General features: G+C 35.6%; 19 protein-coding genes. 14 read left to right on the top strand and 5 right to left on the bottom strand.

Annotated elements, in window-relative coordinates; all coding sequences use genetic code 11:
* Positions 1-20 precede the first annotated feature (20 nt).
* On the bottom strand, positions 21-1,664 hold the full coding sequence (locus tag GZ212_RS07470) for an acyl-CoA carboxylase subunit beta (protein WP_166958645.1): 1,644 nt from the start codon (positions 1,662-1,664) through the stop codon (positions 21-23).
* 152 nt (positions 1,665-1,816) lie between these two features.
* Here GZ212_RS07470 and GZ212_RS07465 point away from each other — a divergent pair, with 152 nt between their 5' ends.
* From GZ212_RS07465 to GZ212_RS07440, 6 genes are all read left to right on the top strand, one after another.
* The gene (locus GZ212_RS07465) at positions 1,817-2,371 is read left to right on the top strand and encodes an NADPH-dependent FMN reductase (protein WP_166958643.1); all 555 of its coding nucleotides are present in this window, start codon (positions 1,817-1,819) and stop codon (positions 2,369-2,371) included.
* 10 nt (positions 2,372-2,381) lie between these two features.
* Entirely contained in the window at positions 2,382-2,819 is a 438-nt protein-coding gene (locus GZ212_RS07460; protein WP_053972645.1) for a MarR family winged helix-turn-helix transcriptional regulator, read from the top strand.
* A 17-nt stretch (positions 2,820-2,836) separates the two neighbouring features.
* The gene (locus GZ212_RS07455; protein WP_166958641.1) at positions 2,837-3,562 is read left to right on the top strand and encodes a pirin family protein; all 726 of its coding nucleotides are present in this window, start codon (positions 2,837-2,839) and stop codon (positions 3,560-3,562) included.
* Positions 3,563-3,661: 99 nt separating this feature from the next.
* On the top strand, positions 3,662-3,844 hold the full coding sequence (locus GZ212_RS07450) for a CAL67264 family membrane protein (RefSeq protein WP_166958639.1): 183 nt from the start codon (positions 3,662-3,664) through the stop codon (positions 3,842-3,844).
* 46 nt (positions 3,845-3,890) lie between these two features.
* Entirely contained in the window at positions 3,891-5,582 is a 1,692-nt protein-coding gene (gene ettA, locus GZ212_RS07445; protein WP_166958637.1) for an energy-dependent translational throttle protein EttA, read from the top strand.
* Between the two features lie 176 nt (positions 5,583-5,758).
* Positions 5,759-7,087: an OmpP1/FadL family transporter gene (locus GZ212_RS07440; RefSeq protein ID WP_166958635.1), complete on the top strand. Its 1,329-nt coding sequence runs from the start codon at positions 5,759-5,761 to the stop codon at positions 7,085-7,087.
* Positions 7,088-7,247: 160 nt separating this feature from the next.
* Here the strand turns inward: GZ212_RS07440 and GZ212_RS07435 are convergent, their stop codons facing one another.
* The 3 genes from GZ212_RS07435 to GZ212_RS07425 form a co-directional block, all read right to left on the bottom strand.
* Positions 7,248-8,147 (bottom strand): protein BatD, encoded by a 900-nt coding sequence (locus tag GZ212_RS07435; protein ID WP_166958633.1) that lies wholly within the window; start codon positions 8,145-8,147, stop codon positions 7,248-7,250.
* 430 nt (positions 8,148-8,577) lie between these two features.
* A complete protein-coding gene (locus GZ212_RS07430; RefSeq protein ID WP_053972651.1) occupies positions 8,578-8,805 on the bottom strand; it encodes an OadG family protein in 228 nt (75 codons plus the stop codon).
* An 82-nt stretch (positions 8,806-8,887) separates the two neighbouring features.
* A complete protein-coding gene (locus tag GZ212_RS07425; protein WP_166958631.1) occupies positions 8,888-9,748 on the bottom strand; it encodes an MBL fold metallo-hydrolase in 861 nt (286 codons plus the stop codon).
* Positions 9,749-9,977: 229 nt separating this feature from the next.
* Between GZ212_RS07425 and GZ212_RS07420 the strand changes: the two genes are divergently transcribed.
* The 8 genes from GZ212_RS07420 to GZ212_RS07385 are packed head-to-tail and all read left to right on the top strand — an operon-like array spanning position 9,978 to position 19,669.
* On the top strand, positions 9,978-11,315 hold the full coding sequence (locus tag GZ212_RS07420; protein ID WP_166958629.1) for a microtubule-binding protein: 1,338 nt from the start codon (positions 9,978-9,980) through the stop codon (positions 11,313-11,315).
* Positions 11,316-11,351: 36 nt separating this feature from the next.
* On the top strand, positions 11,352-12,401 hold the full coding sequence (locus tag GZ212_RS07415; protein WP_166958627.1) for a hypothetical protein: 1,050 nt from the start codon (positions 11,352-11,354) through the stop codon (positions 12,399-12,401).
* 47 nt (positions 12,402-12,448) lie between these two features.
* The gene (locus GZ212_RS07410; RefSeq protein ID WP_166958625.1) at positions 12,449-14,407 is read left to right on the top strand and encodes an AAA family ATPase; all 1,959 of its coding nucleotides are present in this window, start codon (positions 12,449-12,451) and stop codon (positions 14,405-14,407) included.
* The gene (locus tag GZ212_RS07405; RefSeq protein WP_166958623.1) at positions 14,394-14,981 is read left to right on the top strand and encodes an NUDIX domain-containing protein; all 588 of its coding nucleotides are present in this window, start codon (positions 14,394-14,396) and stop codon (positions 14,979-14,981) included. Before GZ212_RS07410 ends, GZ212_RS07405 begins: the two co-directional genes overlap by 14 nt.
* Positions 14,981-16,216, top strand: coding sequence for a DUF6638 family protein (locus tag GZ212_RS07400; protein WP_166958621.1), 1,236 nt, complete (start codon positions 14,981-14,983; stop codon positions 16,214-16,216). The genes GZ212_RS07405 and GZ212_RS07400 overlap by 1 nt, the downstream gene beginning before the upstream one ends.
* Positions 16,217-16,259: 43 nt before the next feature.
* The gene (locus GZ212_RS07395; RefSeq protein ID WP_053972658.1) at positions 16,260-16,784 is read left to right on the top strand and encodes a hypothetical protein; all 525 of its coding nucleotides are present in this window, start codon (positions 16,260-16,262) and stop codon (positions 16,782-16,784) included.
* A gap of 13 nt (positions 16,785-16,797) precedes the next feature.
* A complete protein-coding gene (locus tag GZ212_RS07390; protein WP_166958619.1) occupies positions 16,798-17,967 on the top strand; it encodes a carboxypeptidase-like regulatory domain-containing protein in 1,170 nt (389 codons plus the stop codon).
* Positions 17,968-17,977: 10 nt separating this feature from the next.
* Positions 17,978-19,669, top strand: coding sequence for a DUF4199 domain-containing protein (locus tag GZ212_RS07385; RefSeq protein WP_166958617.1), 1,692 nt, complete (start codon positions 17,978-17,980; stop codon positions 19,667-19,669).
* Here GZ212_RS07385 and GZ212_RS07380 read toward each other — a convergent pair whose 3' ends face one another.
* Positions 19,670-21,145 (bottom strand): helix-turn-helix domain-containing protein, encoded by a 1,476-nt coding sequence (locus tag GZ212_RS07380; protein ID WP_166958615.1) that lies wholly within the window; start codon positions 21,143-21,145, stop codon positions 19,670-19,672.
* Between the last annotated feature and the right edge of the window lie 51 nt (positions 21,146-21,196).

Raw genomic sequence — 21,196 nt, 5'->3', positions numbered from 1 at the left:
ACGAAAAAAACACGATTATTCTAAACTTGTAACACCCCTAAATTAAATTGTTTCTCAATAGGAGCATGATTGGCGGCCTCTATTCCCATTGAAATCCATTTTCTGGTATCCAAAGGATCAATGACGGCATCGGTCCACAATCTAGCTGCAGCATAGTAAGGAGACACTTGATTGTCGTATCTTGCCTTGATTTGATTAAATAACTTTTCTTCTTTCTCTTTGGTAATCTTTTCTCCCTGTTTTTCTAAGGATGCCTTTTCAATTTGAAGTAAAACTTTAGCTGCCGAATTACCACTCATTACAGCAAGCTCAGCACTAGGCCAGGCTACTATCAATCTAGGGTCATAGGCTTTACCGCACATAGCATAGTTTCCTGCTCCGTAGCTATTTCCTATGACTATGGTGAATTTAGGAACAACGGAGTTACTAACCGCATTCACCATTTTTGCTCCATCCTTAATGATGCCACTGTGTTCACTTTTACTCCCTACCATAAAGCCCGTCACATCTTGTAAAAATACCAAGGGTATTTTCTTTTGGTTGCAATTTGCTATAAATCGGGTCGCTTTATCCGCAGAATCATTGTAGATCACGCCACCAAACTGCATTTCACTTGGTTTGGTTTTAGATTTCGTCGTTTTTACTAACGTCCTTTGATTGGCAACAATACCAACAGACCAACCGTCAATCCTTGCATAACCCGTGATAATGGTTTTACCATAACCTGCCTTGTATTCTTCAAATTCTGAACCATCTACCAAGCGTTTGATAATTTCATACATATCGTATTGATCGGCTCTACTCTTAGGTAAAATACCATAAATATCACTTGGATTTTCTTTAGGTTTTAGGGCGTCTTTTCTGTTGAATCCTGCTTTGTCAAAATCTCCTATTTTATCTACAATGTTTTTAATAGTATCCAAAGCATCTTTATCGTCCTTGGCCTTATAATCGGTAACGCCACTCACCTCACAATGTGTAGTGGCACCTCCTAAGGTTTCATTATCAATAGATTCACCTATGGCAGCTTTTACCAAATAACTTCCTGCCAAAAAGATGCTTCCAGTTTTATCAACGATTAAAGCTTCATCACTCATAATAGGAAGGTAAGCCCCACCGGCAACACAACTGCCCATGACAGCAGCAATTTGTGTGATTCCCATACTGCTCATCACGGCATTGTTTCTAAAAATGCGTCCAAAATGCTCTTTATCTGGAAAAATTTCGTCTTGCATGGGTAAATAAACCCCGGCAGAATCTACTAAATAAATGATTGGTAGTTTATTTTCTATGGCAATCTCTTGAGCTCTCAGGTTTTTTTTACCTGTGATAGGGAACCAGGCTCCTGCTTTTACAGTGGCATCGTTAGCGACTACAATGCATTGTTTCCCTTGGATGTAGCCTATTTTTACGATAACACCTCCAGAAGGGCAGCCACCATGATCGGCATACATTCCATCCCCTGCAAAAGCACCAATTTCTATATTTTTGGAGTCTTTGTCTAGCAAGTAATCGATGCGTTCCCTGGCCGTTAATTTGCCCTGAGAATGCTGTTTTTCAATCCGACTTTTTCCACCACCCATTTTCACTTGGGCCAATTTGCTTTTTAAATCGGAAACTAAAAGTTTATTAAAATCTTCGTTCTTATTGAAGTTAATATCCATGTTTGTAAAGTTTGTGTGTGCTAAAATACAAAACTTGTTAGGACTCAAATCGCTCTATGCATAAAAATGAGGATGTGAATCTTTAATTTATTTTCCTTGGAAAATAAATATTATTGTCATATATTTGCCATGGAAAATAAATTGAAAAGAATATGAAAAAAATAATAGCATTTGGAGCCAGTATTGGGAAAGCATCTATCAACAAGCAATTAGCAAGTTATGTTGGAGGGTTAATGGAAGGGGTAGACTATGAGGTTTTGGATTTAAATGATTTTCCGCTACCCATTTTTAGTGTCGATTTGGAAGCGGAAATGGGAGGGCAACCAGCCAATGCTCATTCATTTTTTAAAAAATTACAAGAAGCAGACGGTATAGTGATTTCTTTAGCAGAGCATAATGGCGCTTATTCTGCTGGGTTTAAGAATTTGATGGACTGGGTTTCTAGGATAAAGGGAGAGTTTTTTGAAGGTAAACCAGTATTTTTGATGGCTACGGCTCCTGGACCTCGTGGTGGAAAATCGGTTTTAAATATTGCAGAAAATCGGTTTCCTTTTCATGCTGCCGACATTACGGGTACTTTTTCAATGCCTATGTTTTATGACAATTTTGTAGAAGGAGATATTGTTAATGAAGATTTAAAGATGGAACTCAATCGTTACTTAGATATCTTCCAGGCAGCCGTTGAAACTGAAGCGCAATTAGTATAAATTTTAAATTATGGGTGATATTTCAAAAGATGTAAATTCCAAATTCAAAGACCAGCATACCAAGGCTTTGATAAATATTCTATACACGGCGGGCTGGATTACAGCCAAACAAAATACTTTTTTTGGAACGTTTGGATTATCACCGCAGCAATACAATATTTTAAGAATTTTAAAGGGAGCCAAAGGCCCTTTAAGGGCTCAAGTTGTTAAAGAGCGTATGATAGAACGTTCTCCCAATGCAACTCGTTTGATGGATAAACTATGCGCTAAAGGCTTAGTAGAGCGTTTTGATTGTAAAGAAGACAGAAGGGTAGTTCATGTGGTAATTACCAATAAAGGTTTGGAGCTTTTGGATGAGATTTCAGACGACTTTAATGACGAATGGCTTAAAAATATTTCAGAAGAAGAAGCAACACAATTAAGTGATTTGCTCGATAAACTAAGATGAAGAAAGGAGATTAAAAAATGAAAACAATAGTACATAAAGCAGAATCCAGAGGGTTTGCAAACCATGGTTGGTTGCAAGCGAATCATTCCTTTAGCTTTGCGAGATGGTTTGATCCTGAGAGGATTCATTTTGGCGCCTTACGTGTTTTGAATGATGACATAGTGGCTCCTGATATGGGATTTGGAACCCATCCTCATGATAACATGGAAATTATAACGATTCCTTTGAAGGGGGTGTTGAAGCATAGGGACAACATGCATGAAAAATGGCAGCCAGTAGTTCCAGGTGAAGTACAAGTAATGTCAGCTGGAACAGGTGTTCAACATTCCGAAATAAATGGAACCAGCGATGAATACCTTAATTTGTTTCAGATTTGGATTATTCCAGATACCCAAGGGGTTTCGCCTAGGTATGATCAAAAGACATTTTCTGATGAAGACAGAAAAAATGAATTGCAAGTGCTTGTCAGTGGTATGAATTCTGGATATGATGGCAGTTTGAAAATTCACCAAGATGCCAAAATTTCTAGAATAGATTTAGATACTGATAAAGAGTTCACATATAAAGTTTCTAGTGAAAACCATGGTGTCTATATGATGGTGATTGATGGTGATATTGCTATTGAAAGTCAAGAATTAAAGACTCGAGATGCCATAGGTATTTCAGAAACTAATGAGTTTTCTATTAAGGCAAGAACTGAAAGTCAGTTGTTATTTATTGAAGTGCCTATGATTGTGTTATAAATAAGCTTTGGAACTTCAAAGAAAGCATCACATAAGTGGTGCTTTTTTTTATTTTAAAAAACACGATATTTGTATTTTAAAATTAAAAACAAATTAAAGATGGCAATGAACAAAAATACTGTGTTAGCTTGGGCGACATGGATCATGATATTAGTAGGATTGGGTTTAATAGCGCTGGGGGCTTTTAGATATGATGATGTAGCTGGTTGGGGCTTTGCTTCAGTGGGTATCGGATTTTTTGCCATAGCATGGGTTTTTAATGCCTTGAAAGGAAGGGTATAGCTAAAGCTTATCTTCAAATTTATTTTACTTAAAACAAATACAATTTATGAGCGACGATAAAAAAGTCATATTTTCAATGGCCGGTGTTACTAAAACCTACCAAAGTGCCAATACACCAGTTCTAAAAAACATCTATTTAAGCTTCTTTTATGGAGCCAAGATTGGTATTCTGGGATTGAATGGTTCTGGTAAATCGACCCTATTAAAAATTATTGCAGGAGTTGATAAGAATTACCAAGGAGATGTAGTTTTTTCTCCGGGTTATTCGGTTGGCTATTTGGAGCAGGAACCTCAATTGGATGAGAATAAAACGGTTTTAGAGGTAGTCAAGGAAGGCGCTTCGGAAACAGTGGCCATTTTAGAGGAGTACAATAAAATCAACGATATGTTTGGTTTGGAAGAAGTCTATAGTGACCCAGACAAAATGGAAAAGTTGATGAATCGTCAAGCAGAACTTCAGGATAAAATTGATGCTTCCAATGCTTGGGAACTAGATACCAAACTAGAGATAGCCATGGATGCTCTTAGAACGCCAGACGCTGATAAAAAAATTGGAGTTCTATCGGGAGGTGAAAGACGTCGTGTTGCATTATGTCGCTTGCTTTTGCAAGAACCAGATGTGTTGCTGCTTGATGAGCCTACTAACCACTTGGATGCGGAATCTGTTCATTGGTTAGAGCATCACTTGGCACAGTATAAAGGAACTGTGATTGCTGTGACTCACGACCGTTATTTCTTGGATAATGTCGCTGGGTGGATATTGGAATTGGATCGAGGAGAAGGTATTCCTTGGAAAGGTAATTATTCTTCTTGGTTGGATCAAAAATCAAAGCGATTGGCTCAAGAACAAAAACAAGCGAGTAAGCGTCAGAAAACGTTGGAGCGCGAGTTGGAGTGGGTTAAGATGGCTCCTAAAGGTCGTCAAGCTAAGCAGAAGGCTCGTTTGAACAATTATGACAAACTTATGAGTCAAGACCAAAAACAATTGGATGAGAAATTGGAAATATATATTCCTAACGGTCCAAGACTTGGTACTAATGTAATTGAAGCCAAGGATGTGAGTAAGGCTTATGATGATAAATTGTTATATGAAGATTTAAATTTTAAATTACCACAAGCAGGTATTGTGGGAGTGATTGGTCCCAATGGAGCTGGTAAAACGACTATTTTCAGAATGATAATGGGCGAAGAAACACCAGACAAAGGAACCTTTGAAGTAGGGGATACGGCAAAAATTGCATATGTAGATCAAAGCCATTCCAATATTGATCCGAACAAAACCATTTGGCAAAATTTTAGTGATGAGCAAGAGTTGGTCATGATGGGGGGCAGACAAGTCAACTCCAGAGCTTATCTAAGTCGTTTCAATTTCTCGGGTAGTGAACAAAATAAAAAAGTGAATTTACTTTCTGGAGGGGAAAGAAACAGATTGCATTTGGCAATGACCTTGAAGGAAGAAGGTAACGTATTGTTATTGGATGAGCCTACCAACGATTTGGATGTGAATACACTTAGAGCTTTAGAAGAAGGTTTGGAAAACTTTGCAGGATGTGCTGTAGTCATATCCCACGACCGTTGGTTTTTAGACAGGATATGTACACATATCTTGGCGTTTGAAGGAGACAGTCAAGTGTATTTCTTTGAAGGAAGTTTTAGTGACTATGAAGAAAATAAAAAGAAACGTCTTGGAGGTGATTTGATGCCTAAACGGATTAAGTATAAAAAACTTATTAGATAAAAATTTTTAAGCCTGCTTTTAGCAGGCTTTTTTATATCCTTCAGTTTTCTTATTTGGTTAGGAACCTTAATCATTTATATGATTTAAATCATGATAAATGGCATAATGCAATTGTAAATTTGTTATAGTAAGAGGCTAAAAAACTATCAGGATCTCCATAATTTAAATTCATTCCTATGAAAACACAAATTATAACACCGTTACTTTTGCTAGTCACAACTTTGTTTTTTGCTCAATCTGGCCATATCATGCAAGGTGTAGGAGCAGTTAATATGTCTATGGGAGGGGCAGCAACTGGTCAGCCATTAGATATTTCTGGTGCTTTACAGTGGAACCCCGCTGCTATTTCACAATTTGATCATAACACTTTGAAGTTAGATGTGGGACTCTTTTTTTCATCACCAAAACTTTATTCGACGGTACCAGAATTTGGTCAAGACGGTCAACCAACCGGCAATTTTTTTAGTGGTAGTACAGCGGATGATAGAGGTTCTTCTGTTATGCCTAACCTAGCTTATATTTGGAGTAAAGAAGGCAGTAAACACACCTTTGGTTTTTCTGCGTTTGGAATAAGTGGCTTCGGAGTCACCTTTCCAGAAAGTATGACCAATCCGGTTAATATGCCACATTCAATGGGAGGATTTGGACGTATTGAATCTGACTATATGCTATTGCAAATAGGTCTCTCTTGGGCTTATGAACTTTCAGAAAAATTTTCCATTGGGGTACAGCCAAATTTTGATTTTGCTACCCTTGAACTTATGCCGAATCCCACGATGTACCCAAATTCATCAGGTTATCCAAGTACAGATAAAGCATCTGCTCTAGGTTTTGGAGCTCAATTTGGAGTGTTCTACAAGTCAGAATTTGGATTTAAAGCTGGGGTTTCCTATAAAACAAAACAATCTTTCGCTGATTTTGAATTTGATAATACGTATCCAAATGGTGAAACTGCTAAAAACAATTTCCAAATGGACTATCCAGCAATTTTCTCTATTGGGTTGGGGTATTCGTTATCCAATTTTGATTTTGCCTTAGATTATCGTTTTGTTGATTATGAGAATACAGAAGGTTTCGCCAATACGGGGTGGACAGAAAATGCATCGGTTGCGGGATTTGGCTGGAATAATATATCCATAGTTTCAGCTGGAATACAATTTAGGGGTATTAATAAGTTGCCCTTACGATTGGGATATACTTATAATTCAAATCCAATCCCAAGCGAAGTTACTTTCTATAATATCCCAGCCACAGCTGTTATTAAGAATGCCTATCAATTTGGTTTAAGTTATTTACTTAATAAAAACTGGCAATTGGATGGAGTTTTCCACTACGGTGATAGTTCTGGAAAGACATCGGGTTCATTGCTAAATCCTATGTTTGCTGATGCATATCCACCATATGGGGCAATTCCTTATAGTGAGGTCTCATACGATATGACAACTTCCATGATTATGTTGGGAATAAGCTATAAATTTAATAGCGGGCAAGAGAAGAGTAAGTAAGCGAAATTATTAGGTATTACAACCTTTTGAGTCTTGAAAAGCAGAGACTGTCATTTACAAGAAAGAAGGATTGCTGTTATATAAAAAAGGGCTGTTATTAAAACAGCCCTTTTCATTTTTTGGTTAGTATTGGTAAGTAAGTTAGTTTAAAAAGTCTTTCTTATTTCAGCAACCCTTTAATAGATTGTCTATTTGCTTGCTTAAATGAAACTTCAGTATTTAAAGTTGCAGATGGTCTTCCAGAGTTATCAAATACACCGATTAAAGTTCCATCAAAATCTAATCCGATAGCGCTTCCATCAATTGAAGATGCATAAATGAAATCTGTAGTTGTGGATTCTAATGTAATATCAGAACCAAAAGAGATGTTACCATCATCATTGGCTCCTCCTTCTGAAAGAATTTCAGTTCCACTAAGAGTCATAGCAAACAATTCAATATAAGTATTAGCTGTAGTGTTAGGTAAAACGATACCACCTTCAGAATCTAATTCAGTTGCGAAGTCAATTTCTATATAGTTTTGAGCTGTTTCAATGTTTTCTACAGTACCAGAAAATCCAACCATTGACCAATAAGCATGAGTTGCAGCTCCAGTCTCACCTGGGTCATAACCACCCCAAAATACTAAAGCAGTATTATCAATAAGGTAATTAACGCCATTGTAAAAAACAGAATTTGGTTCAGCCGTAACAGGATCGTTTACAGTTAAAGAAATGGTGTTACTAGTTAAATCACCATTTGTAGCGGTCACGTTGTAAGTTCCAGCTTCAGTTGCTGTAAAAGTATTGCTTGTGGTAGCTTCCATTTCATTGATTTGAAATGAAGAAGTGGTTGTAACGTTTTCATCCAAATCATTCATAACAGTGAAAGTGAAAGTGTCACCTAAATCAACAGTTGTTACATCTGATGCTAAAGTAATAGAAGTAGCTACTGGTGTTTCTGTGTTACCGTCTCCATTTCCATTTCCTCCATTGTCTGAGGTACTGTCATCATCACTACTACATGACACAAAAGCAAGTCCGCTAAATAAAAGAGTGCTTAATAAAAATAATCTTTTCATAAATTTAATATTCTTGGTTTACAATTAATCAGTGCCAAAAATAGGTTTATCAAGAAAAGAACCAAATAAGCTGAATGTTAAAAGTGTTATTCTTAATGAAATGAAGTTTGTTTAAAAAATTAAGCATTTATTTATGTATTCTATTTAGATAAAATATATAATATTATTAATGCTTTACTGAAACAGCTAAAAAACAACCAAAAACTCTATTTATAATCAAAATAAATTATTGCAAAATCTTACGATTTTAATTAAAATACTGATAATAAGATGGTTTTTGTAATGCTTTTGTGGTTAAAGCGAATTTAAGGTTTCAATTTGATATATTAGCTTTTTGGGATTAGCTCCATATTTTCCAAAAAAAAAGCCTTTAAGAAATTAAAGGCTTTGTAATTTTTTGAATAACAACTATTTGTATAATTTATGATAATTACTCATAAAGATGGCCATCTGTAAAATCTTTATAGGTTTTGTTATCCTCTGTAGAGCTCAATTGACTTTTATTTGCCAAACGCTCATTTTCCTTTTTTAACTTATAAGATTTTCTAATCCCAAGAATCAAAAGAATTAAAAAGAAAACAACACTAATTGAAAGCAACATCACAATACTGCTCTGTTCAATTAGAAAAACCGGTGGAGGAATAGAGTTTAAAGTCATTTACGTAGGTTTTAATAGATTGGGTTAATAGCTCGGTCAAAGATAATATTTTTTATTTAGTAAACAATTAAAAATGAAATATTTAGTAGCTAGGATACCATTCTAATTGAACTACTTGAATATCCTTATTTCCAGCGCTAACCAACTTTTTAAACATTTTCACATCACTTAACCCATCAGTTCCCCTGTAGTGGTAAGGAAAAACTTTTTTAGGCTTAAATTCCAAAACGGCATCGGCAGCACTTTCTACAGTCATTGTATATGGGAGATTCATACAAACTAAGGCTAAATCAATATTTTTTAAATTTCTCATTTCGGGAATGTCTTCGGTGTCCCCAGAAATATAAATACGTTTTCCTCCCACTGTTAGAATGTAACCATTCCCTCTCCCAGGTTCATGATATTGCAATGCTTCGGGTCTAATGTTATACATGGGGATAGCCTCTATATCGACATTCATTTTACTAGTTTTTAAACTAATACTCTGACCATTTGAAAGGACATCTGTTTTTTCTTTAATAGATTCAGGTAATTGTTTTTTAACCTCTTTTGGCACCACTAATTGTACGTTTGGCTTGTAAAGCCCTTCTAAGGTTTCGGCATTTAAATGGTCTCCATGAATGTCAGTTACCAAAATGATTTGTGGTTTCGGGAAATTGTCGAAGGCTTCAGCACCTCCTACGGGATCTACATAAATGACCGTGTTGTCTGTTTCCAGTACAAAGGTGGCATGACTAATTGGAGTAATTTTTACATCATCCGTATCGTAGCTTAAGGCATAACTTTCATCAGCAGCTTCCTTATCTTCAATTACTGAAGGGGCCTCTGTGGTGATAGTGTCCTCTGTCATCTCCATATCCGTAGCGTCTTCAGGTTTCTTGTTATTAAATTGACAACCCACAATTAGAATGGAAGCAAATAGGAGTAAATAAATTTTTTTCATGAGTTTGATCTTTACTTGGTTTTAAGTTTGATGTTAGAATTGTTTTCCTTGTATTAAGAAATTTATTCTGCTTATCCTTAAAGATACAGATTGTCATTTATTTTTAACATCTTTTGTAACAATTAAATATAAATTCGTACTGATAATTCGAGCAAGTTTAATTTTTATAATCGTAAAATTTAGCGAAATTGCTTACCCTAACTATTGTTAAACATTAACACGACTTAATATGTCAGACGAATTTGACTTACTGGAAACCAATTCCAATGAAAAACAATCCAAAGTAGATGTCAATTGGGGAAAGGCCATAGACACTATGAAATCAAAATTAGCCCAGGAAGATGATCCCGAGGTGCGTCAAAAAATCTTAAATGCCACTTTGGATGATGTGGTGCATATGGCTGAAAAGGATAGAACCACCCTTTTGGATGCCATTAAAGATTTGACCGATTACCAAGATGAGGTGGGTATTATTTTTGAAGCTTTTTCCTCTCTTAATGCTGAAGAGCAGAAGGTAATTGACAATGCCATCAAGAGATTGGAAAGGGCAAGAGTTGAATTGGAGGATGCAGAGGCTAAACCAGATACTTGGTGGAATAACCTATGGGGAAGAAAGGCCAAAATCAGAAAGGCAGAAGAAGAGCTTAAAGCTGCCCAAAAGGCAAGGGATGAAGCCGATACTAAAGCTAAGGCGATGTTTCAACAACGTATTGAAAGTGCGGATGTGCAAACCCTTTTAAATGAGTTGTCATTTAAGAGTCAGGCAGCCGTAAAAAGGTTAAAAGATCGTGAAGTTGAAATCAAGGAAGTAGAAGACAAGTTGCAAGATGCAATTGTTGAAGCAACTAAAAATCATACCAAAGCATTAGAGAAGAAGAAAGAGGTTGAAACGAAACTGGAAGAACAATATGCTTTATTAAAACAAGCGCGTCAAGCTTTGGAAGAAATTGTGGATAAACAGTCTGCAGAATATGCTGAGGCAGTTGGAAAAGTAACAACTCTTGAGCAAAAAGTAGAGGAATTGGAAGGTTTGAAAAATGCCTACACCACCTTAGCGGCAAGTAAAGATAGCTTTGTTCATAAGCATAATTTAACAATAAAAGTATTGACTTCTTTAAGAAGTAATCTCCAAACCCATCGTGCGAAACTAAAAAGTGATACCGAAGAGCGACTTAAATATTATGATGGTTATGTAGTTGCTTTAAAGGCTAGAACAGATCAAGAATTTGCTGCCATTTTAGAGCACCTAGGGGTGAAAACCGATGAGCACATTGGTGAAACATTGGCTGCAATGCATACAGCAAGTGCCAAAGCACGTCAAGAAATGATGGATAACATTCCAGTTCATGAAAAAGTAATGCAAGGTGTTTACAGTAGTTATGCTGAAGCATTACAAGAAATAAGGGCTAAAGATGTTGATATTCAGAAGAATTTTGCTGAACGCTATGGTATTGATATGAAGCAAATTTTTGAAGATTATTACGCAGCTGAAAATGAGCCTTCTAAGCCTGAAGGAGAAAGTCCAAAACCTGAACCAAAGTCAGGTGATGATGATTTATTATCCTAGGCTTAAATGATACAATCAAATTTTGATTTTTAACGAATGATTGTAACGCCGTTAGATTCAGCACAATTAGATTCCAAGGAGCATTATGTGTTTTACCATAGAATGGTAGATTTTGTGCTCAAGGAATTGATTGTGAGTATTCAATATCAAGGGTTGTGTACTGGTCAGGAACTTACCTTTTTCAAACAATATTGTGATTTGTTGTTGTATTCCATAGAAGCAATGCGAATCAAATATATGTTTGATGATGAGGAACACATGAAGGTTGATTTGACAGATTCCGGATTTCCAAACTATTTAGAGTTTCGTTATTTGTTTAATGATCTCGAATTGCGAGACCATTATTTAGAAAAATTAACGCCTATTCAGCAATTGGAAGAGGAGTTTCTAGATACCCTTTTAAGAAAAAAGCAGCCTGTCAAACGAAATAGACTTTTTCAAGCAGCTTCTATTGCCTATTACAAGACGGTTAATAAACAATATATATTTAACCGTTTTGTTCAAGGCAAAATCATAGAGGTGGAAGATAATCCCATGGCAAAATTGATGACTAGTTGGAGTTTTTATGATGTAACACATAATAGGCCATTCGTTTGTTTTATGTATTTCGATTATGATGGTTCCAATATTTTAGAGGAAAAGGAGGAAATGTATCAGGCCTTGAAGCAAATTGCAGACCGCGAAATGAATTTGGATACCATGGCTTATGCTATTGATAGAAAATTACCACATATTCATCCTAAGCAGGTCAAGCGAATTGATTTAGGTCCTTTACATAACATTTTTGCCAAAGATGAACACGATTTGACGCACGCATTATTGGAGAGCATAGGTAAAAAGGAAATTCCTCTTGAGTCCTATGCCATTTCGCTTACGGTGGATGAAGTTTTTTCTAAGGGTGAATTTAAAGAAGGGAACTTTTTTAATAAACAAGTTCTTCAAAACTGGAGCGACGTCTTGCAACAAAAATATGTGTTTGCACCGCACAGGATTATTCAAATGTTATACAACAAAACGCCAGATTGGATGAATGGATTGGCAAAACCACCTATTCAAATGAGTAGTTTGCCAACCAATGGAGATTAATTAAAAAGAGTAGTTCTCTGCTGCTCACCGAATATTGAAATTAAAAAATGCAACATAACTCAACATTTCCCATAAAACAAAACGAATTGGATATGCTTCGTGATGAGGCGACATCCTATTTAAAGAGTATTCAATGGGAGCAAGGGCAACGAGCCAAAAATCGAGATAAAGATCAAAATGATAGTTCCATATTACTTTATTTATCTCGTGCCAATAACGGTAGTCAAGCTCATATAACCTCGGTATCAAAAACTATTTTAGGTCTTAAAAAAAGGCTGCTCCCAGAATCGGTTGCTATTCCTTTACATTTAAATCAATCGCTATTTGCAGTTCAAGAAGGGATTACCCTAGGACTTTGGATTCGCGATAGTTTTTATGATGCATCGGGCTTGTCCAGTTTAAGTGAACGAAGGTCCACATTAGATCATTCTGGGAAAAGAGAATTTGAAAGCAAGCAGCATACTGCTACAGCATTTATGTTATTCTCTATAGCCTATAAAATATTACACGATTTAAGAAATAGTGCATCGGATGACTTAAGTGTGATGAAGCAGAAATTTGCTGGGATTCCAGAGGTTTCCTTATTGTCTCCCTTAAAAGGTATTTCATGTGCGTTATTTTATTATGATAAATACTTGGACCATCCTGAAATCATAACAAATGACCAAGATGTCGTCGATTTTACTATGGTATATTTTGAGGCGCTTATTGCTGAAATTCAAATGCGTAAAAGCACTTTGGAATATCAAGAAACCATAATGGATAGAACTTACAAATTGGAAAAATCTGATTTTTCAATTTCTGGTTGGGATAACGTGTTTTCAGGAGCAGCCAAAAGTATCGAATTCAATAAAGTACAGTTTGAACAAATTGTAGGAAACCGAGATGCCAAACACTTTGCAAGAAGGTTGACTGAAAGGATGTTGAGTTACGACTTTGCTGAAAAGAAAAATCCATTTCAGGAGTTGGGTGGGTTTATGCCCGTGTTTATGGGGTATGGAATACCTGGTACAGGAAAAAGTATGTTGATTGCTGCTATTGCCACCAAGCTTAAAGACCATTGTGATCAATTGGAAATTCCTTTTCTTTTTCATCCTATGCCAGATACTTTAATAAGCACGTTTCAAGGTGGATCGGCAGAAAAAATGGTAGAATGGATGAAACCTTTACAGGATCCTTCCAAATTAATTTTTGCTCCTATTGACGATGCAGAAAATAATCTTCAAGAAAGAACTGCACAAGGAGTTTCGGCAGGGGTGAAGGAAGTAATAGGTGTTTTTTTAAGATACACCGAAGGGGCTTATGCCGTTAACTATGGAAATAGTTCCATAGGGTTGTTTACTAATTTACCTGAAATGCTGGATAAAGCCGTCATTTCCCGTGTTCAGGGACGTTTCAAAATAGATGGAGCTCGAACAGAGCATGATTTCTTGGATCAAGACTATCTGTGGTGGAAAAAGTTTGAAAAGACCATGCCAAGTTTTGTCAACATGAATAATCCAAATGGATATGAGTTTTTAAGTAATCAAGGTTTGGCCAAAAACATGGGTGATATTCTTCAGTCTGTAGAAAGACCTTCAGAAGAACGTGTATTGGAAACGTTTGACAAAGTTGAAAGCCTTCACAAGGACGATGATCACATGTTTTATGCGTCACTATACAAAGAAATACAAAAGATATTTCCGTTTTTCTCTTCTCGAGATGTTAGGAATATCCAATCTGCTATTTCCTTGAGATTGACAGATTTTGATTTGGAATCTGATTGGTTTGAAAACCCGGAAACCTATTTCAAAAAAGATTATCAAACTAAATTTCATATGCTTCAAGAACTTATGAAGGCCAATATGAAAGGGTTAAACTTTTCAGATATCAGAAAACAAGAAGTCATTAGATATTTGGATAATGTCGCAACCATAGCCGATACCGATTTTAAGCGACAAGTGGAGGCGAGGGTTAATCAACTAAATATTGAAATGGAAGCAAGAAAAATGTATGAAGGAAACTAAAAGAATAAAAAATATTTCTGACACGTTACTTTCTGATCATTGGGCCAAACTGAATAAAATTGATTTTGATTATCAATTGGAAAATGGGCAATGGATTAGACAGTCCCGAGAAACGTATCATAGAGGTGATGGTGCCGTGGTTTTGCTATATAACCCTATAAAGAAAACGGTTATTCTTACTAGGCAGTTTAGAATGCCTGCCTTTGCCAATGATCCACAAGCTGGTTTTATGATTGAGGCTTGTGCGGGTATGCTTGATAAAGATGACCCTGTTACATGCATCATCAGGGAAGCGGAAGAGGAAACAGGTTATAGAGTACCTTCTGCCACAAAAATATTTGAAATGTATTCGTCTCCAGGAGCGATGACCGAAAAACTTTTTTATTTCATAGCAGAATATGATGATTCCATGAAAGTGAGTGATGGTGGAGGGTTAGACAGTGAGCACGAAGATATTGAGGTCATGGAGTTGCCGTTTAAAACGGTTATAGACATGCTTGAAAATGGTGAAATCCAAGATGCTAAAACCTGTATATTATTGCAATATGCTCAGGTACATAAATTGATGGAGTAATGCAGAAACTGAAGGAAGCACATCTTTTTCGGGGACAATTGATTCCTGTAGGAGGTAAAATGGTGGAGCGCTACAATGATTGCCTTAAAACTTTGGGATTTGAACCAACCAATTTAGTGGCTTTTTCAATTGATGGTTTGGGTTGGAGTCCTGAAATCGCTGAAGAGAGAGATAATCTATATTACTTAAATCACGGAGAAGCCAACTCCCATGGTATTATAGTTTCCCCATTGCAAAAGGGAGCGCCGGTTTATATGCCCAACCATTCCTTTGATAGGGAGTTGATGAAGTTGATTTTTAAAACTTATTCCGATCAGATTACTGATATTACAAGAGATTCGGCCATATGTTTGGATTTTGATCAAGGGATTGATGCTTTTTATGAGCCATTGGATATGTTGCGTTATCGAGAGGTCATTGTTCGATTTAAGTTGATTCACGGTATTGGTAAAGCGCAACAAGAGCAATTTCAGCTGATTGAGAAGTTTAAATCAGGAAACAATTTTATTGATGAAAAGATTCATGCCCAATTATTGGACTCGGCTAAAAAATATGGAGATTTAAGACATAGAAATTTAGATTTACCTGAATTGAAATATGAAGTAAGCTCTTATTTTTCTAGAGCTTTTGGTGGGGTTTATGTTTTGAAAGACTTTATAAAGGACATGATCATCTTTGAGGATGAAACCATGTTCAAAAAGGCGATTGATGATACCTCATATGATATATTGATGTTTCATATTGATCATGATGAGTTGGTGGAAAAATTAAGAGATCACTTGATTGCAGAATGCCATTTAGATCAAGTGGTTCAAACACCTCGTTATGAACGTATCAAAAAGTTTGAATTTCATCAAGAATTAAAAAATGGATCTCATCCGATAAAAGAAATATTGGAAGACAAGATTTTATTTAAGAGCTATTTAAACAAAATTGAATTGAATTCTCTCAAAAAAATCAATGGTGTTGAAATTTATTTGGAGCGTTTGCAACGGAGCAATCAATACAAATTGGAGGATATGGTTGATTTGGATTTTTATCATGCCTTACATCAGCCCCATTCCTCATTGGAGCCAATTCATCAAGATTTGATTTGGAAGCTTTTAGTCAATATTTCTCCAAAGGATGTCTTATTTTTATTTTGGTATGACAAAGAGCAATTTTATAAAGCTTATCAAACATGGGATGACTCCTTTCAGGATTGGGTGATTGAACAAATACGTAACAATATTTGATTTTATTAGACTAATTTTATAGAAACCAACAATCTTAAGCCTTATGACACTGGAACTTATAATTTTTATTGCTGCTATTTTATTTGGGGCGCTTATCTATTGGAGGGAATCCAATGGAAATAAATTGTATCGCTTTTTTAACAAAATGATATATTCCAAGGAGCTTCAAATGAAATCAAATGATCGTACTGGTTTTGTATTCCAGCAATCCTTTCTGTTGCGTTTGGTATTCATTTCAGCTTTTTTTCTTGTAGCTATTGTCATTGTAAGATTTTTAATACCGATAGATATAGCGACCATTTCCTTGTTTGCTTCCATGATTGTAGGAACGTTAATTGGAACTTATTTGGCCAGTTTTATTTTCAAGTCAAATGAGATTATAGAAGAAGAAGGTGGGCTGATTGAAGATAAGTTCAAACAGACTATTGAAAAGGGGAAGGATTTTTTAGAAGATTTACAGGACAGGGATGAAAAACAATTGGAGGAGCCAAAAACTGAAATTAAGGAATCCCCAAAACCAGAAGAAAAAAGTGCTAGAGAACGCTTAAAAGATAAAGGACTACTATAACAACCAGACAAGAATGAAACATACTTTCTTCCTACTTATTTTTACAATTACACAACTTGCCATTAGCCAAGAACGGAAAACAGGAATAATAAAAGATGCAGACACGAAAGAACCTTTGGAGTTTGTGAGTGTTTATATTGATAATGGTCCAGATTCAAATTATACTGGTTCTATCTCCAATGGAGAAGGCGAGTTTTCTATTATGGATAACGGCTCTAAAGTCACTTTTAGCTACTTAGGTTATGAGGAAAAGGAGGTGGAACTTCAAGATGGTTTTAACGAAATTTTTTTAAAACCTAAAGATTTTGTTTTGGATGAAGTTGTCATTTCAGATGTGTCGGCAGAAGATTATTTAAAAAGTATCATTAAGGCTGCAGACAATAAGATTGATAAGAACACCCTATTTAAAAGTTATTGTCGTGAAATTGTCAAGGTAAATGATGAATACACTAAATTTTCTGATGGTTTGGTAAATTATTATGTGAAAAAAGGGAATGGGAAGTCTGTTATTACCTTACCGCAACATCGTGCATTTAAAAGCGATAAAATAAGTGAAGAGGACTTTGGAAGTATAGACAACATTAATTCGGCATTTACTTTGGATGAATATGTTAAAAATGCCTATAACTATAAGTTTATAAAGAAACTTCTCAAGGATAAAAATTATGATTTTGTCAGAAAAATAAAAAAAGAGGAAGGCGGGTTAGAATACGAATACATTGAGGTTAGTCCTAAAAGTGATGTGGAAGAACTTCTTTATAAAGGTTATGTGGTCATTGATCCAAAAACAGGAGATGTTTTAGAACTTAAATTTTACACATCAAGTGATCACCTTAAATACTCTAAACTTCAAAATGTGATGTTGATTATGAAAGTAAAGGTCAATAGCCTACTCATTTGGACGAAATTTAGAGTCATTGAGGACAAATATGTCTTATCATACAATCAGAAATCTGTTGGGATGTATTTGAAGTTTGGAAAATATGTGGATGATAATTTCAATTTCAGTTCAGATTTATTTGTTTATGCTTTTGAAAATGACGTGGAGATTCCTGATGATGGTTATGATAATAGAACGATTTATGAAGCTGGGACTAGCTTTACAGAGAATTTTTGGGAAAATTACAATGCATTTCCGTTGAATAACGAAGAAGAAGCATTCATTGAATCCGTTTCAAAATAACACACAAAAAATGATTAAGAATTACTGGAATAAGGGCAAGAAGCAAAAACGTATAACCATTTTCGTGTCTATCGTTATTTTAATTTTGTTGTTTGTTTTACGGGATGATTACCAGCCTGCACTACTATTCATTAGGAAATATATTTTCGTCCTTCTTTTAGCAGGGTTGTTCTTATATTTTGGATTGAGGAAATTTCGAAAAACAGCAGGAACAGGAGGACGTTTGGGCATCTTGGGAATGCTTATTGCTTTTTTTGCATTGCTCTATATCATCGGTTGGCATTTTAAAATGTATGATTATATGAAGACCTACAATGTATTTCTTCATTTAAATCGTGTTGAAGTGAGTGAATTGCCATTGACGCAAAATGAGCGCATTCAACCAATGAGAAATATCTTCTCAATGGCCAATGAAAGTGTAGGAGAGACCAAGGATGTATCTTTACCACATTTGGTAAGGGTTGATAATGAGAACAAATGGACCATGGCTATTCAGCCTACAGAGAAATATGTATGGCAACGTATCAGTGATAATACAGAAGAAGTATTTTCAGTGTCAAGTACAACACCTTTTCCCAGGTTTTCAAGTGATAATAGGATACCGGTCACTTTTTCTATAGGGGAATCCTTAAAATTTAGCCGTAATACTTACAATGCCGTCGTTCAAAGATTTGGTCTTTGGAAACTGCTTTCCTATGAACCAGGAGATGTATTTTATATGAAGAATGATTCTGGTGAATGGGTTGAAGTGGTGAGTTTAATCAATTGGAAAGGATTTTTCTTTCCATATCCCACCTTTGGAGGAGTCATGGTCATTGATAATGGTGCTCATGATTTTAATGATTATGTGGAGCGCATTTTAATTGGGAAAGGAACTTATATCAGCCCTGAGGAAATGAAAAATCACGAATTCCTGCAAAGACAAAATACTTTATCAGAAAAAGTATCGAGACTGCAAGCGGAATCTTTAAAGTTTTTGGGAGGATTTAGTGATCCCTTGCCTTGGAATATGCAAACAGCCGTTAAAATTCCTGACTTGCCAGATGATCAAAATGAGCAGCCATTTGTAACCGATTTCGACTTTTCAGGAACTGGAATTCCAGCTTACAATGGGTTGTATCATTGGTTTGGATTGGAGCCAGTAGGAGATGAACGCACCAGTTTGTCTTATAGTGTTTTTATACCAGCCGACGGTACAGACAAATTATTCTATTATGATCACGCCTCCAAAAAACAAGGGTATGCTGGAGTTTCAGCTATGCCACTCAAGGTTATAGAATCTAGAAAGGAGTATGATTGGTCGGTGAACAAACCCGTGGAATTTAGACCTTATATCAAAGATATTGCCGGTAGAAAAAGATTGTTTTATCTCAGTACGGTTTCTGCGGTACGTGAAGGCGATAAGAATTTTGATGGGTCGGCAACTCCAGATCTAGCCTTAATCGATGCCGAATATCGTGATGTCATTTGGATTGATGTCAAGCATCCAAGTCAGTGGGACCTTGATGTATACAAGCAATTAAATGAAGCATGGAGATCCAGTGAAGGTATCGGGTATTTTTATCAAGATGAAATGAAGGAAACAGATATAAAAACAGCAACTGATTCGGTTCCTGTATTGCCAAATATCAATAGGAATGAAAAGGAAATTGAACAACTCCAAAAAAGAATCGATTCTTTAAAAGCTATCAACGGAGAATAATCAACTGAATTTTTTGTTAATTTCCTCAACCACTTGGGCTATTTCCATGTGTTTTTGTTGTTTTAAAATCTTGATGGGTTCTGCCTTTCTGACTTCACAGTTTTTAATTTGGCAGCGCTCACAAGTGACGCCCACTTGTTTAGATTCAATATGCGGATCATTCAAGAATTTAACCTTGTTCTGAAGTTGCTTATTGATCAACAATCCTAAAGTAATGCTGCGGTAATAACCTTCCTTAAATGGATCTTTGGTTGCTGATGATAAAACTAAGTATTTAAAACCGTCGGACGGATAATTTGAAATTTGAATATCAAATTCGTGGTTTGATTTGTTTGTTTTTATTTTTTCCAAAACCTTTAATGCAATCCATCTTCTGCAATAATGTTCGTTAGTTTCATTAGCTCTGGGGGAGTGGTGGTGTGATAAATGTAATTCTTTATCCAATTGAAAATGGTCGCTTCCTTCCCTGTTTTGGAATCGTAAAAAGAATAAGTTTTGCAGGTTGAATGCTTCTGGAAGGATGTTTGTTAGCCTTTGGAAAAAGGATTCTGGAGAGGCGTTAAAAGCGTTTAATGTGTTTAAAAAGAGATCGGTATCAAAATAATCTTTGGAAAATAGACTTGTCAATTTCTGACTAAGCTGTTTTTTTGGAATGATAAGGGCTCCCGCAAAATAGGAGGCATAGAAATTATTTAATACCTGATCAAAATGATCAAATTTTATCCAAGAAAAGGTATAGAGCCTTTCGGTAATCTTTAAATAATTATAGGCTATTTCTTTGGCATAGATAAAATTTCTTTGAGCATCGTCCATATGATCCGCCAATAACAAGGTTTTTGTCTTCGGAACAAATACAGACCTTAGGTTATCTAAACTTTTATGCTGTTTAAGTTCTTCTTTGTTTATGGTGTAACCAAATTCCTCAATCAATATTTCTTCAAGCTCTTTTGGGGATATGGGGTGATTGAGATCAATGTGATAGGATTTGGCAAAAGACGCTACTTTCTTTTCCAAATCATCAAAATAGTTGTTGTTAGTCTCCTGAAAAGTGCGAACGGAAGCTAAGTAAAAACTTTCCTTGCCAAAGTTGTAGTTCTGGGCAATTTCAATAATGGTACTAATAAACGTATTGACTTTTGCAGGAGCATTACTGATGATGTCAATCAAATCATTTTCATGAATACCGAAAAGATCCAAGGGAATCTCTTTTAAAATTTTAGATTGAAGAATTTCACCAATTGGCGCTAAATTCTTATCCAATTTTAAGGATACCAATTGGTCATAAGGCACATCCAATTTTTCCGAAAGCAAAACAATTTTATCCGGTTTTGGATATTTTTTTCCTTTTTCTATCTCATTTAAATAAGACTTGGAAAGACCTGATAATTTGGATAGACCAAATAAGGAAAGATCTCTGTCAGTCCTTATCTGTCTTAGTTTTAAACCAAAAATAAGCTTGATATATTCTTCTTCCATAAAAACAAATATAATCAATTTTGCGAACTTTTATTTTTAGCGTAAAATAAA

Origin of the sequence: Mangrovimonas sp. CR14 (genome assembly GCF_011764015.1) — a bacterium.
Taxonomy (GTDB): Bacteria; Bacteroidota; Bacteroidia; order Flavobacteriales; family Flavobacteriaceae; genus Mangrovimonas; species Mangrovimonas futianensis.
Note: the sequence above shows the minus strand (reverse complement) of the source record. Positions and strands in the feature narration are given on the sequence as shown.

Excerpts from the sequence above, each read along its gene's own strand:
- GZ212_RS07470 (WP_166958645.1), bottom strand. The coding sequence starts at position 1,664 with ATGGATATTAACTTCAATAAGAACGAAGATTTTAATAAACTTTTAGTT.
- GZ212_RS07465 (WP_166958643.1), top strand. The coding sequence starts at position 1,817 with ATGAAAAAAATAATAGCATTTGGAGCCAGTATTGGGAAAGCATCTATC.
- GZ212_RS07460 (WP_053972645.1), top strand. The coding sequence starts at position 2,382 with ATGGGTGATATTTCAAAAGATGTAAATTCCAAATTCAAAGACCAGCAT.
- GZ212_RS07455 (WP_166958641.1), top strand. The coding sequence starts at position 2,837 with ATGAAAACAATAGTACATAAAGCAGAATCCAGAGGGTTTGCAAACCAT.
- GZ212_RS07450 (WP_166958639.1), top strand. The coding sequence starts at position 3,662 with ATGGCAATGAACAAAAATACTGTGTTAGCTTGGGCGACATGGATCATG.
- ettA (WP_166958637.1), top strand. The coding sequence starts at position 3,891 with ATGAGCGACGATAAAAAAGTCATATTTTCAATGGCCGGTGTTACTAAA.
- GZ212_RS07440 (WP_166958635.1), top strand. The coding sequence starts at position 5,759 with ATGAAAACACAAATTATAACACCGTTACTTTTGCTAGTCACAACTTTG.
- GZ212_RS07435 (WP_166958633.1), bottom strand. The coding sequence starts at position 8,147 with ATGAAAAGATTATTTTTATTAAGCACTCTTTTATTTAGCGGACTTGCT.
- GZ212_RS07430 (WP_053972651.1), bottom strand. The coding sequence starts at position 8,805 with ATGACTTTAAACTCTATTCCTCCACCGGTTTTTCTAATTGAACAGAGC.
- GZ212_RS07425 (WP_166958631.1), bottom strand. The coding sequence starts at position 9,748 with ATGAAAAAAATTTATTTACTCCTATTTGCTTCCATTCTAATTGTGGGT.
- GZ212_RS07420 (WP_166958629.1), top strand. The coding sequence starts at position 9,978 with ATGTCAGACGAATTTGACTTACTGGAAACCAATTCCAATGAAAAACAA.
- GZ212_RS07415 (WP_166958627.1), top strand. The coding sequence starts at position 11,352 with ATGATTGTAACGCCGTTAGATTCAGCACAATTAGATTCCAAGGAGCAT.
- GZ212_RS07410 (WP_166958625.1), top strand. The coding sequence starts at position 12,449 with ATGCAACATAACTCAACATTTCCCATAAAACAAAACGAATTGGATATG.
- GZ212_RS07405 (WP_166958623.1), top strand. The coding sequence starts at position 14,394 with ATGAAGGAAACTAAAAGAATAAAAAATATTTCTGACACGTTACTTTCT.
- GZ212_RS07400 (WP_166958621.1), top strand. The coding sequence starts at position 14,981 with ATGCAGAAACTGAAGGAAGCACATCTTTTTCGGGGACAATTGATTCCT.
- GZ212_RS07395 (WP_053972658.1), top strand. The coding sequence starts at position 16,260 with ATGACACTGGAACTTATAATTTTTATTGCTGCTATTTTATTTGGGGCG.
- GZ212_RS07390 (WP_166958619.1), top strand. The coding sequence starts at position 16,798 with ATGAAACATACTTTCTTCCTACTTATTTTTACAATTACACAACTTGCC.
- GZ212_RS07385 (WP_166958617.1), top strand. The coding sequence starts at position 17,978 with ATGATTAAGAATTACTGGAATAAGGGCAAGAAGCAAAAACGTATAACC.
- GZ212_RS07380 (WP_166958615.1), bottom strand. The coding sequence starts at position 21,145 with ATGGAAGAAGAATATATCAAGCTTATTTTTGGTTTAAAACTAAGACAG.